Source organism: Amycolatopsis sp. NBC_01286 (genome assembly GCF_035982555.1).
GTDB lineage: Bacteria > Actinomycetota > Actinomycetes > Mycobacteriales > Pseudonocardiaceae > Amycolatopsis.
In genome coordinates this window covers 5,531,011-5,543,866 of record NZ_CP108428.1, presented here as the reverse complement: position 1 = coordinate 5,543,866, position 12,856 = coordinate 5,531,011, and the positions used below count along the sequence as shown (strand labels likewise).

Here is a 12,856-nt window from a genome sequence, read left to right as displayed (position 1 = left end):
AGGATCTCTTGTGGACACTCCCTCGCCGGGGACGCACGCCGCCGCAAGAGAGTGCTGTCACGGCAAGCAACACAGCCCGCCCTCGGCGAAACTCAGGAAATCGCGGACACCGACCGTTCCGCGCCGGCCTGAAGGACGAGCCGGTAGCCGCGGGCGGAGAAGTCGGCGGTGAGTGCGAACCGGACCGCGGCCGTTGCTGCTCGGCGCGCTGCTGTGGATCGCGGTCGCCACCAGCAGTCTCGGGCTGCAGGCGATCACCGGCACCCTCTGATCACGCCGGACGGCGCAGGACCGACCGGGCTTCCCGGCGCTCCTACGCGTAAAGATGGCGCAAAGATGCGCGCGGGGCCGACCGGATCCGGTTGGTGACCGGCCAGGGTGGGCATGCCTGCAGCGTTGAAAGTCCGTAAAGAACCGCCGGCCCGGCTTGACGCAGAGGATTCCCCGAGTTGACGCAGTTGAAGGGCCGGCGTGCCCCTGGGGCGCACAGCCGAGGCGCGTTGCTGTTCGCGTTCGCGTTCGCCGTGATGGCCGACCCGGTGTCCTCGGTCGCCTACGCCATCGAAGCCGCGCTCCGCGCGCTCCACGGCGACCTCGCCCTGCTGTTGCCGACGATGGCCCTGGTGGTCGCGATCGTCGTCCTGGTGATCGTCAACTACAGCCAGCTCGTCGCCCGCTACCCCCAGGGTGGGGGCGCCGCCGCGGCCACCGGGGAAGCCTTCGGCGAAGGCACGGCCTTCGTGCCGATCGGCGCCCTGATCGTCGACTTCGTGCTGACCATCGCGATCAGCTCGGCCGCCGGCGCCTCCGCGGTGATCGCCTTCTTCCCGGCGCTCGCGCCCTGGCGCGTCATCATCGCGGTGGTACTCGTGGTGGGTGTCGCCGGCGGGACGTGGTTCGGGCACCTGGGCCGCACCGTGTTCGCCGTCATGACGGTCGGGTTCATCGCGCTCGCCGTCGTCGTGCTGATCTCCGCCTTCTTCGCCGACGCGGCACCCGCGACCGGGCCGGCCCCGGATCCCGGCCATTCACCGCTGGTCGCCGTGGCCCTGGCCTTCCCGGTGGCGATGGCGCTGGCCACCGGGATCGAGGCCCCCTCCTCGGCGATCGCGCAGCTGGGCCAGCTCGACGACCCCGGGCGGCGCCGGTTCGGCCGGGTCACCCTGTGGCTGACCCTGGGCGTGGTCGGCACGATCACGCTCGGCCTGACCGCCCAGGCCGTCCGCCTCGGCATCGGCGTCCCGCACCAGGACACCACCCAGATCGCCGAACTCGCGCGGGCCGCGACGACCACTCCCGTGTTCGCGGCGTTCCAGCTCACCACCGCGCTGCTGTTGCTGTCGGCGGCGAGTTCGTCCTTCCAGGCCGGGCCGGGGCTGTTCAAGGCCCTCGCGCGACGCCGGCACGCCGACGGCACGAGCACCGGGATCCTGCCGGGGTGGCTGGGCCGGACCAACCACCACCACACGCCGTACTGGGGCGTGGTGGTCTTCATGGCCGCCGCCGCGCTCGTCACGGCGGCCGCGGGGGGCCGGGACCAGGAGCTCGTCCTGTTCTACGCCGCGTCGGTGTTCGTCAGCTTCCTCGCCGGGCTGCTCGCGATGGCCCGGTTCTCCTGGCGGGAGCGGCGGATCACCTTCCTCGTGATCAACTTCGCCGGTGCGCTCGCGGTCGGATTCACCCTCGCGGTCAACCTCACCCGGGGAGACCCGATCGTGTCCATCGCCGCCGCCCTGCTGATCGCCGCCGCGCTGTACTGGCTGTGGGTGCGTTCCGGACGTCCCCGTGGCATCCGCAACATCGCGGCCGACGCGGAAGAGTGACCCAGGCTGTTCCTCAGCCGGCCGTACCCACGACGCTCACGGAGCACGCCGCGCGGTGCAGCACCACTCGGCGCACCGAGCGGGACAAAGGTCTGCGCAAGGAGCTGCGGGAACGGCTGCCGACGACCAGCAAGGCCGCTCGCGACGCGCACGCGAGAAGCGCGCGTTCCGGCCGGTCCTCGACGACCACGTGCTCGAACGGGACGTCCGGGTAGGCCCCCGACCACTCCGTCAGCTCGGCCATGATCGCCTCCCGGTCGGCGGCCCGTCGTCGCAAGTGCCCGAAACCTCGGTCCCCCAACGCGTGTACGACGTGCACCGGCGCCGTATGGCGCTGCGCGAACTCCAACGCGAACTCCAACGCGAACTCCAGGACCGCGCCGTTGCCGGAAGCCCTGTCGAGCCCCACGATCACCGGGCCACGGCTCACCGAAGGATCCTGCGAACCGCGCACGACCACCACCGGCCGGGCCGGTACCCGGGTGAGCTCGGTCGCGGTGGAGCCGAACACCATGCGCGACAAAAGGTTTTCCCCCGGCGGGCCGATCACGAGCATCGCGGCATCGACCTTCGTCACGAAGCCGGACAAGGCGCGAGCCGGCTGCTCTCCGAGCAGCACGTCCCGGACATCGAGTTCCGGGTGGGTATCCCGCAGGTCGGCCACGATCTCCTCGAGCCGGACCTTCGCACTCTCACGGAGCCGGTCGGCGCCGCCACTGAGCGAAGCGATCGCGGTCTCGGGGAAGCGCCCCGCGGGCCAACCCCAGTCGATCGCCCCGGGCGACCACCAGCACACCGTGACACCGATCGGCCTGCGCCGCGGCCCAGCCGACGGCACGACACGACTGCTCGGAACCGTCGAACCCGGCGACGACCGAACGCGCGGGCAACCACAACGTCACCGTTCCTCCTCATCGCGCGAAACAGGATCTCCGTCTCGCTGCCGACACCGGCGGAACACTCCGCGCCGGGATCGCAGGTCCCTGGCAACGACCTCGACCGTCGGACGCCCGCACGGATCCGGTCGGCACCTTCGCTCAACGGGCGAGTACGGTCTTGGGGCGTTGCCCGGCGGAGCGGCCACTGTCCGCGCCGGTCGATGCCCGGCCTTCCGCAGCCGGACGGCCGGGCACCTGAACAGTCACCTTGCGATCCGCCGGGTCTTGGCTACTTCTGCCGCCGCTGCGCGAGGCGAATGGCCAGCACAGCCAATGCGAACACCGCGATGAGACCCACCGCGACGACGAGGTGATCCATGACGAAACCTCCGGCAACCGAGATTCGGTCAGTGTATCTCCGCGCTCACGCGAAGACGAAGTAGCGCAACCACAGATAAGGCGCGGCCACCAGCACGGTGATCACGGTGACAACCGCTCCCTTCCTCGTGAACTCCCAGAACGAGATCGGCGAACCGGACCGGGCGGCGATGCCGAGCATGACGACGTTGGCGCTGGCGCCGACCGCCGTCATGTTGCCGCCGAAGTCGGCACCGAGCGCCAGCGACCACCACAGTGCTTCGGAATGCGACGGGTCCGGAATGTCGTTGGTGAGAGCCAGAACGAGCGGGCTCATCGTCGCCACGTACGGGATGTTGTCGATGACACCGGACAGCACCGCCGAGACCACCAGGATCAACATCACGGCCAGCAGGGCGTTGCCGCCGGTGGCGTCGGCCGCGAGCCCGGCGAGCGTCCCGATGACCCCGGTCTTGACCAGGGCACCGATCATGATGAACAGGCCGGCGAAGAACAGCAGCGTTTCCCATTCGACACCGGCGAGGTACTGCTCCGGCTCGGTTCCAGAGATCAGCACCAGGATGCCGGCGCCGAGCAATGCCACGATCGACGGCTCGATGTGGATCACCGAGTGCAGCACGAACCCGGCGAACACCGCGAGCAGCACGATGCCGCATTTGAGCAGTAGCTTGGGTTTCTGGATCGCCTCGCGCTCGTTCAACGCCATCACGTCGGCCACCCGGGCCGGGTCGACGGTGAACGAGCCCCGGAACAGGCGAGGCAGCACCAGGACGAACACGACGAGCTCGATCGCCACGATCGGGGTCAGGTTGACCAGGAAGTCGTTGAACGACAGCCCGGCCCGGCTGCCGATGATGATGTTGGGCGGGTCACCGATCAGCGTCGCCGTGCCACCGATGTTGGACGCGAGCACCTCGGCGATGAGGAACGGGACCGGCTTGATGTCGAGGCGGTCGCAGACCAGCAGCGTCACCGGGGCGATCAGCAGGACGGTGGTGACGTTGTCCAGGAACGCCGAAGCCACCGCGGTGATCAGGCAGAGGAGGATCATCACCCGCAGCGGCGACCCCTTGGCCCGCTTGGCCGCCCAGATGGCGACGAATTCGAAGACCCCGGTCCGGCGCAGGATCCCGACGATGATCATCATGCCGAGCAGCAGGAAGACGACGTTCCAGTCGACGCCGGTGTCCTCGGAGAAGAACGCGTCGTCGGACCCGCTGACGCCCAGCGCGAGCACCACCCCGGCACCGCCGAGGGCCGCGGCCATCTTCGGGATCTTCTCGGTCGCGATGAAGAGGTAGGCGACCACGAACACGGTGACGGCGATCGCGGCGCTCATGTCGCCACCCCCGCGGTGATCAGCGCGGCGTCAGCGCCAGCTCCAGCAGCCGGGACGCGGAGATCACGCCCATCAGGGTTCGGTCCTCCATGACCGCGACCAGGGGGCACCGCAGCCGGGCCATCATCGCCGCGACCTCGACGAGGGTGTCGTCCGCGTTCACCCGGGGCAGTTCCGTGGCCTTCTCCGGCAGCAACGAACGCACGGTCTTGCCACTCAGCTTGTCGGCCACCCGATCGGCCATCGACTCGTCGAGCACCCCGGCCAGCGACGGGTCGTCGCGCACGTAATTCGGGACGAGGAACTGCACCACCTCCGAGGCCGGCAGCACCGACTGCGGGCAGCCCGTCTTGTCGGTCACCACGAGGCCGGGCAGCCGCCGCTCGGCCAGCAGCCGCGCGGCGTCCAGGGCGTCGGAGTCCAGCTCCACGACCGGGTATTCCTCGGCCATCTCGAGGGCGTGCATCGGGCCAGCGTACGACGTCCCAGGCGGGGGCGCCGGGGTTCATGGGCTTCTCCTGTCGGTTTCTTGACGGTCCTCGTCCCGGGCCGCACGCCCGGTGGGCAGGTTGTCCGGTGGCTCGACCCGCAACATCTTCGCGATGGGGACGTCGGTCGAGGAGTGCAGCACGATCGACAGCGCGATCGTCACCGCGACCAGGTCGAACACCAGCTCACTGTCCGGAATCCCGGACTGCAGGGCCAGCAGCCCGTAGACCACCGACGCGAACCCCTTCGGCCCGAACCACGCCGCGGTCGAGCGTTCCCGTCCCGACATCGGGGTGCGCAGCAGCGACAGCAGCACCGCGGCCGGCCGGACCAGCACGATCGACAGCACCGCGACTACCCACGCCCCGACGCTCAGGTGCGACAGCCGGTCCGGCGTGATCAGCGCGCCGAACACCAGCAGTGCGGCGAACTTCGTGATCTCGGACAGCAGGTCGCCAAGCGGCTCGAAGTGCTCGGCGGCGACCTTGTCCAGCGTCGCGAGTGTGGAGCCCGCGGCGAACGCGGCCAAGTACGGGTTCGCGTGCGTCAGGTGGCAGCCCGCGTAGAGCATCACCGCGATCGCGAGCGGCCCCAGCGCCTGCAGCCGCGGCTCGGCAGTCAGCACCTTCAACCGCCACGCGAGACACACCAGCGCCGGCACCGCGACGCCCAGCACCAGCCCGAGCACGAGTTCGATCGCGACCGTGCCGAGATCCGACTCGGTGTGCGCGGCGGTGGCCAAGAAGATCAGCACGAACGGCAGCGCCAAGCCGTCGTTGAGCCCGGACTCGACGTTCAGCAGCCGCCGCAACCGCAGCGGCACGTCGTCACGGCCGACGATCGCCGCGGCGAACACCGGGTCCGTCGGCGACAGGATCGCGCCGACCAGCAACGCGGTCGGCCAGTCCAGGCCGACCAGGAAGTGCGCCGGCACGGCGACGCCGATCATGGTCAGCGGCATACCCAGCCCGAGGGCCCGGCCGGACAGCCGCCAGCCCTCCCGCAGCGCGGGCAGGCTCGCGCGCTGGCCGTCGGTGAACAAGACGGTGAACAACGCGATGTCGGCCAGCACGGTCACCAGCGGATCCCGCGGCCCGATCTCGACCAGCCCCAGACCGCCCTGCCCGATCAGCGCTCCGGCCAGCAAAAACAGCAAAGCCGTGGACAGGATCGTGCGAGCGGCGACGCCGGACAGCGACACGCTGATCAACAGCACGACGCCGAAGGCGAGGATCAGTGCCATCGAACTCCTCCGGTCGGTGAATCAGCCCACCGCCCGGGATGGGCGCGGACCGGCCGACCAGACTTCCCGGCACTCCTGCGCGTAAAGATGCCGCAAAGAGGCGGCCGGGGCAAACCGGGGGACGCCTCCCACCGTGGTGTGGCGGCCGTCACCCGGCTCCCTGCCGCCGGATACCCGCGTCGAACGTCGTGGGTGGCCCTGACCTCGACGGGAACGCCAAAGTGGCCCAGTCGTCACCGACCTCCCATTCGTCCGCGATGGCCGATTCACAGCTGGCGCACAGCTCTCCGACGCGTTCTCACAGGAAGGTGTGATCGGATCGCCCCACCCCACCCCCGCTCATCCCGAGGTACGACGATGCGACCACGCCCGGCCGACGACGCCGTCATCGACGCTGAAGCGGGTTCGGCCGCCGCGTCGGCGCAGGTGCGCAAATACCGTCCGGAGCTGCAGGGGCTGCGGGCCCTGGCGGCCGTGCTGGTCGTCGTCTACCACGTGTGGCTGGGCCGGATCTCCGGCGGCGTCGACGTCTTCTTCCTCATCTCCGGGTTCCTCATCACCGGGCAGCTGTTCCGCGCGGCGGGCCGCGGCCGGATCGAGTTCCGGCCGATGTGGGGCCGGATGATCAAGCGGCTGTTCCCGGCTGCCCTGACCGTGCTGCTCGCGGTGGTCGGCCTGAGCATCCTGCTGCTGCCGCAGGACCGGTGGTTCCAGACGATCAAGGAGGTGTTCGCCTCCGCGCTCTACGTCGAGAACTGGCGGCTGGCCGCAGACTCGGTCGACTACTTCGCGCAGCACAACACCGCGAGCGTCGTCCAGCACTACTGGTCCCTGTCCATCCAGGGGCAGTTCTACGTCGTCTGGCCGCTGCTGGTCGCCGTCGTGGCCTTCGCCGCCGTCCGGCTCCGGCGGTCCCTGCGCGCGACGTTGGCCGGGACGCTGGCCGCGCTGTTCGCGGTGTCCTTGGCGTACTCGGTACACCTGACGACCGCGAACCAGCCGCTGGCGTACTTCCACTCGCTGACCCGGGTGTGGGAGTTCGCCCTGGGCGGTCTCCTCGCCCTCGGGATCGACGCGATCGTCCTGCCGCGGTGGTCGCGGGTCCTGGCGGGCTGGCTCGGCGTGGCCGGGCTGGTCGTCTGCGGAATCGTGCTCGACGTCGGCAGCGTCTTCCCGGGCTACGCCGCGCTCTGGCCGACGGTGGCCGCCGCGCTGGTCATCCTGGCCGGGGCGACCGGCAGCCGCGCCGGCGCCGACCGGATCCTGGCGTCACGGCCGTTCGAATACCTGGGCAACCTGAGCTACTCGCTGTACCTGTGGCACTGGCCGGTGCTGCTGTTCTACCTGGTCGCCCGCCACCGCGAGGAGGTCGGACTGCTCGGCGGCGCGTTCGTCATCGCCGTCTCCGTCGGCCTCGCCGCGCTGACGTACCACTTCGTCGAATCCCCCGTTCGCGCCTCGGCCATCGGCACCCGGACCCCCTGGGGTGCTTACCGGTTCGGGGTCGCCGCGCTGCTGCCGGTGCTGCTGATCGCCGGCACCTGGCAGGTCGTCAGCACGAAGAAGGCCGACTTCACCATCGCCCTGGACGACGACGAGCACCCAGGCGCCCTCGCCCGCGCACCGGAGCCGAAGCGGGCCGCGCCCAGCGCCACCGTGGTGCCCCCGATGATCGCCGTCCCGAACGACTGGGGCGGCATCGCGGATGCCGACTGCGTGAAATCCCGCCTCGACGCCGAACTCGAAATGTGCACGAGCAGGACGACCGGCACCCCGGCGAAACGGATCGTCGCGGTCGGCGACTCGCACATCCAGCAGTACCTCGCCGCACTGAAACCCTTGGCGCAGCAGCACAACTACCAGATCACGTTCATGCTCAAGGGCGCCTGTCCGTTCTCCACGACCGCCGACGCGATGCCCGGCGATCCCGGCTGCCTCGCCTGGAACGCCGCCGCCCAGCGGGAGATCGTCGCGATGCGGCCGGACGCCGTGTTCACGTTGTCCACCCGCGACGTCCGGCCAGGCCTGACCGAGCAGACCCCACAGGGCTTCGTCGACCAGTGGAAGAACCTCGGCCAGGCCGGCATCCCCGTGGTGGCGGTGCGCGACAACCCGCGACTCGGGTTCTCCCCGCCTGCGTGCGTCGAAGCCAAGGGGATCAAGTCCCCGGACTGCGGTGTGTCCCGCGCGCAGCTGCTGGCGCCGTCGCCGCCGTACGAGAAGCTGGCGGACGTCCCGTCGAACGTGTCGTTCCTCGACTTCAGCGACTACTTCTGCGGCCGCGCGCTCTGCCGGCCGGTGGTCGGGAACGTCCTGGTGTACATGGACGACAACCACGTCACCGCGAGCTTCATGACGACCCTGTCACCCATCGTCGACAAGGCGATGACCGCGGCGCTGAACTGGTAGCGGAACCGGACCACCAGCAGCCGCCTGACGACGTACTGGGCGTTGTGTCTTTGACGCTCGCCACCGGCGGACGGGACAGGAATTCGTCCTGTGCCACGCCGTGTCGGTCCCTCGCGATGGCGCGGTTCCCCTGACCGTCCGCTGAGGACGGAAAGCTTCTGTTCAGCTCAGCGGACGAGCGGCTCGGCGACTTCCGCGACCAAGGCCACCACCCTGTCGAGATGCGCCGGGGTGGTCAGGTGGCCGGCGCCGGGAAAGACCCGGAGGTCGAGCCCCATGGTCCGGCGCACCGCCGGAGCGAGCCGACGCGGTGGCAGGAACCGGTCGTGCTCCCCCACACCGACGACGCAAGGCAGTTCGGCGCGACGGGCGAGCAGCTCGGCCGGCAGCGGTGGCGGGGCCAGCGTGGTACGGCAACACGCCGCCATCAGAGCCATCCACTCGACCTCGGTCCGCGGCGGTTCCTCGCCGGGACCGACGAACAGCCGAAGCATGCGGCGGGTGTTTCCGGCCGTGGGCCTCAGCAGCCACCTGGCCGAAGCCAGTGCGAGCGCCGGGTCCACGCCGAGCCGGATGAAGCCGGCGGGCGACACCAGCGCCCGCGCCGCGATCCGGGGCGAGCCGGCAGCGAGAACGACCGCCGCGCCCAGGGAGTTTCCCACCAGCACAGCACCGTCGACGTCCATCACCGCCAGGATCTCGTCCAGCACCCGGCCATACCAGGAAAGCCGGGCCCCTCGGGGCCGGTACGGGTCGCTGAGCCCAGGCTGCCCCGGCAGATCCACGACTGTGGTCGTCCAGCGGCCGGACAAGGCCCGCAACCACGGCAGGGCCGCCGAGGCGTTGAACCCGGTGCCCGGAACAAGGACGACCCGCGGCGCACCGGATCCCGCCGCGGTGAGCGCGACCCGGCCGGCACTGGTGGTCACGATCGTGGTTGTGAGCGGGAAGTCCGCTCGCACCAGCGCTTGCGAACACCACTGCCGCACCGCGCGCTCGCCACTGGGGTTCTTGTACACTGTCGCCATCGCGCCAGTGTCGTCCGGCGACGCGTGCGTCGTCCAGCCGGTCACGAGGTGCGCGCGTGAACCGGAAGCGACTGTTCGACGCGCCGTGCGGACGGTGGGAGCCCTGTTGCAAACCGGTCGTCGGGCCGCCCATCAGCTCCCAAGCCCGCGCGACGTCGATGCGTGACGATGACAGCTGGTGCGGACGACTGTCCGCGAGGTCAGCCTGCCGGAACGGACGCTCCACGCCCGGCTGCACCGTTCACCCTGGACCGCGCCGCGATCCTGCGTGCTGCGGCTGCCGCCGTGCGGCCGGGCCGGACGACCAGGCCGCGACCGTCACCGATCACGTCTTCTCATTCGCCGGCACGAACCGTGATGCCCACCGAATCGAGCCCCGGGGACGTCGCTCCCGGAGCTCGAACCGTCAGAGCAGCGTGCGCCAGTAGCTCCAGAACTCCTGCAGGATCAACACCACGATCACCACGTACCCGAGCACCAGGATTCCACTGTGGAACCGGCGCAGCTCCCCGCCGATCCTCGTATCCCGGAGGCTGTGCAGCGTGGTGTACCAGAAGATCTCACCGAGGTCGTCAAGAAGGTCGTGCCTCGCCTGGCCGACGCCCGGGTGCGGCGAGTGACGTTGACCGGCGGCGAACCGACCATCCATCCGGACTTCCTCGGCATCGTGCACGCTTTCCGCAACGCCGGGATCGACGTCGGCATCTGCACGAACGCGACCGAGCTCGACGAAAAGCTCATCCGCCAGCTGACCACCGCCGGTGTCCATGTCAACGTCTCGCTCGACGGGTTCGCCGCCGACTCCCACGGCCTGTTCCGCGGCGACCGCGACTCGTTCGACATGACCGTCGCCAACGTCCGCAAGCTCGCCGCGGCCGGCCTCCTGCAGGACTGCTGTGCACACTGAACTCCCTGGCCGACAACGACGAGTACGTCCGGCTGCGCGCGTTCGCCCGCGAGAACGGCGCCCGCTACGTTCGGGTATTCGTCGGCGACCACCAGCAGCGGCCGCACGTCCGGGGCGAGTTCGTGGACGCGCAGGCCCGCGCTGATCCCGGCGTCGCTGCCTCCGATCACCAGAACTCGGGTCATGGCTGTGCCCTTCTCGTCAGGAGTCGGTTTTCACGAGGTTCGCGATGTCGGCGACGGCGGCTCGGGCGGTCAGGCCGACGCCGATGAGCGTGGCCGAGGCCGGGCCGGTCCAGTCGCCGTAACCGAGCAGGTGCAGCCGAGACTCGTCGACCGTGCGCGTCCCGTCGGTGGCGATCCGGCCGCCTGCGTTGCGTAGCCGCAGCGGGGCGAGGTGGGACAGTGCCGGGCGGAATCCGGTACACCAGATGACCGCGTCCGCGTGCAGCCGGGTGCCGTCGCTCCACACGGGACCGTGCTCGTCGAAGCTGATCAACATCGGTCGCGCGGCGAGCAGGCCGGCGTCGCGGGCCCGCCGGACCGGCGGCAGCGCGACGATGTCACCCAGCGCGGCGACACCGCCAGTGTCGGCTTCGCCGCGGTCGAGGGCTCGGCGGCGCCGGGTGGCCGCGTCGAACAGGGCGTGCCCGTCGACTTCGTCGGGCAGGTACCGCGGCGCGCGCCGGTAACCCAGGTGACCTCGGCCGTGGTGGTGAGGTCGGCGGCGATCTACGCGCCGGAGTTGCCGCCGCCCACGACCACCACGCGTTGCCCGGTGAACTCGTCCACGTTCCGGTCGTCGACGGCGTGCAGCCGGCGGCCGGCGAAACTGCCCGGCACGAGCGGCAGGAACGGGCGCCACCAGGCGCCGGTGGCGCTGATGACCGCGCTCGCCGACCAGGCGCCCGAGTCGGTCGCGACCCGCAGGCCACCATCTCGACGGGATACCGCGGTCACCGTCTCCGCGCGGCGGATCGGGAGGTCGTGGTGCTTCTCGTAGGCGGCGAGGTAGTCGACGACGTGCGTCGCCGGCGGGTACCACTCGTCGGGGTAGGGCGGCATCGGCCAGCCAGGCAGTGAGCTGAACTGGGCCGGGGAGAACAGGCGCAGGGAGTCCCAGTCGTGCTGCCAGGCGCCGCCCGGCGTGGCCTGGGCGTCGAGGATGACGAATTCGAGCCCGGTGCGGCACAGGTAGTAGCCCGCGGCGAGGCCGGCTTGGCCGCCGCCGATGACCACTACCTGCGTCGAGGAGTCACTTCGGTTGCGGGGTCTTCTCGACCCAGCGTTTGCGCAGCCACAGGCTCACGTACACCAGTCCGACCAGCACGGGCACCTCGATCAGCGGCCCGACCACCCCGGCGAGGGCTTGGCCGGAGGTCACGCCGAACACGCCGATGGCGACGGCGATCGCGAGCTCGAAGTTGTTGCCCGCGGCGGTGAACGCCAGCGTCGTCGTGCGCGCGTAGGACAGGCCGGAGGCCTTGCCGAGCAGGTAGCCGCCGCCCCACATGATCGCGAAGTAGGCCAGCAGCGGCAGCGCGATCCGGGCGACGTCCAGCGGCCGCGAGGTGATGGTCTCGCCCTGGAGTGCGAACAGCACGATGATCGTGAACAGCAGCCCGTAGAGCGCGATCGGGCTGATCTTGGGCAGGAACTTGCCCTCGTACCATTCACGGCCCTTGCTGCGCTCGCCGATCCGCCGCGACAGGTAGCCCGCGGCGAGCGGGATGCCGAGGAAGATGACGACGGACAGGGCGATCCCCCAGGGTGAGAAGCTGACGCTGGTCGTGTCGAGGCCGAGCCAGCCGGGCAGCAGGTCCAGGTAGAACCAGCCGAGGACGCCGAACATGATCACCTGGAACACCGAGTTCAGCGCGACCAGGACGGCGGCGGCTTCGCGGTCGCCGCAGGCGAGGTCGTTCCAGATGATCACCATGGCGATGCAGCGGGCCAGGCCGACGATGATCAGACCCGTGCGGTACTCGGGCAGGTCTGGCAGCAGCAGCCAGGCGAGCGCGAACATCAGCGCCGGGCCGAGGACCCAGTTCAGCACCAGCGAGAGGACCATCGTGCGCTTGTCGCGGGTGACGGTGTCGAGCTTGTCGTAGCGGACCTTCGCCAGCACCGGATACATCATCAGCAGCAGGCCGAGCGCGATCGGCAGCGACACCTGCCCGATCTTCACGGCCTCCAGCACGCCCTGCAGACCGGGGATCACGCTGCCGAGCAACAGCCCGACAGCCATCGCGGCGATGATCCACACCGGCAGGAACCGGTCGAGGAAGGACAGTCGGTGCAGGACGTCGGCGTCGGCCGGGGTGGCGGTCTTGTCGGCGGTCTCGGTCACGGACCGTGCCTCC

12 protein-coding genes are annotated in these 12,856 nt (G+C 70.2%); 3 read left to right on the top strand and 9 right to left on the bottom strand.

Translation table 11 applies throughout. The features are described from left to right. Positions 1 to 449 precede the first annotated feature (449 nt). Positions 450 to 1,823, top strand: coding sequence for an amino acid permease (locus OG570_RS26695; RefSeq protein WP_326951985.1), 1,374 nt, complete (start codon positions 450 to 452; stop codon positions 1,821 to 1,823). Positions 1,824 to 1,836: 13 nt separating this feature from the next. Here the strand turns inward: OG570_RS26695 and OG570_RS26690 are convergent, their stop codons facing one another. The 4 genes from OG570_RS26690 to OG570_RS26675 all read right to left on the bottom strand — a co-directional run bounded on the left by OG570_RS26690 (position 1,837) and on the right by OG570_RS26675 (position 6,150). Then, positions 1,837 to 2,619, bottom strand: a complete 783-nt coding sequence (locus tag OG570_RS26690; protein ID WP_326951984.1) for a universal stress protein — start codon at positions 2,617 to 2,619, stop codon at positions 1,837 to 1,839. A 506-nt stretch (positions 2,620 to 3,125) separates the two neighbouring features. Further along, positions 3,126 to 4,418: an ArsB/NhaD family transporter gene (locus tag OG570_RS26685; protein ID WP_326951281.1), complete on the bottom strand. Its 1,293-nt coding sequence runs from the start codon at positions 4,416 to 4,418 to the stop codon at positions 3,126 to 3,128. 19 nt (positions 4,419 to 4,437) lie between these two features. Beyond that, positions 4,438 to 4,884 (bottom strand): CBS domain-containing protein, encoded by a 447-nt coding sequence (locus OG570_RS26680; RefSeq protein WP_326951282.1) that lies wholly within the window; start codon positions 4,882 to 4,884, stop codon positions 4,438 to 4,440. 39 nt (positions 4,885 to 4,923) lie between these two features. Next, positions 4,924 to 6,150, bottom strand: coding sequence for a cation:proton antiporter (locus OG570_RS26675; RefSeq protein WP_326951983.1), 1,227 nt, complete (start codon positions 6,148 to 6,150; stop codon positions 4,924 to 4,926). Between the two features lie 357 nt (positions 6,151 to 6,507). Here OG570_RS26675 and OG570_RS26670 point away from each other — a divergent pair, with 357 nt between their 5' ends. Next, positions 6,508 to 8,559, top strand: a complete 2,052-nt coding sequence (locus OG570_RS26670) for an acyltransferase family protein (RefSeq protein WP_326951982.1) — start codon at positions 6,508 to 6,510, stop codon at positions 8,557 to 8,559. A 167-nt stretch (positions 8,560 to 8,726) separates the two neighbouring features. Here the strand turns inward: OG570_RS26670 and OG570_RS26665 are convergent, their stop codons facing one another. Beyond that, the gene (locus OG570_RS26665; protein WP_326951981.1) at positions 8,727 to 9,587 is read right to left on the bottom strand and encodes an alpha/beta fold hydrolase; all 861 of its coding nucleotides are present in this window, start codon (positions 9,585 to 9,587) and stop codon (positions 8,727 to 8,729) included. A gap of 406 nt (positions 9,588 to 9,993) precedes the next feature. Next, positions 9,994 to 10,236: a hypothetical protein gene (locus OG570_RS26660; RefSeq protein WP_326960367.1), complete on the bottom strand. Its 243-nt coding sequence runs from the start codon at positions 10,234 to 10,236 to the stop codon at positions 9,994 to 9,996. Here OG570_RS26660 and OG570_RS26655 point away from each other — a divergent pair. Beyond that, positions 10,123 to 10,494: a radical SAM protein gene (locus tag OG570_RS26655; protein WP_326951980.1), complete on the top strand. Its 372-nt coding sequence runs from the start codon at positions 10,123 to 10,125 to the stop codon at positions 10,492 to 10,494. The genes OG570_RS26660 and OG570_RS26655 overlap by 114 nt on opposite strands. 201 nt (positions 10,495 to 10,695) lie before the next feature. On the opposite strand, the gene OG570_RS26650 is transcribed toward OG570_RS26655, so the two are convergent. The 3 genes from OG570_RS26650 to arsB form a co-directional block, all read right to left on the bottom strand. Continuing rightward, on the bottom strand, positions 10,696 to 10,995 hold the full coding sequence (locus OG570_RS26650) for a hypothetical protein (RefSeq protein WP_326951287.1): 300 nt from the start codon (positions 10,993 to 10,995) through the stop codon (positions 10,696 to 10,698). Between the two features lie 230 nt (positions 10,996 to 11,225). Continuing rightward, positions 11,226 to 11,732 carry an NAD(P)-binding domain-containing protein gene (locus OG570_RS26645; RefSeq protein ID WP_326951979.1) on the bottom strand — a complete coding sequence of 169 codons (507 nt, stop codon included), beginning with the start codon at positions 11,730 to 11,732 and terminating at the stop codon, positions 11,226 to 11,228. A 16-nt stretch (positions 11,733 to 11,748) separates the two neighbouring features. Continuing rightward, complete coding sequence (gene arsB / locus OG570_RS26640; protein ID WP_326951289.1) at positions 11,749 to 12,843, bottom strand: ACR3 family arsenite efflux transporter; 1,095 nt, start codon at positions 12,841 to 12,843, stop codon at positions 11,749 to 11,751. Positions 12,844 to 12,856: the final 13 nt, after the last annotated feature.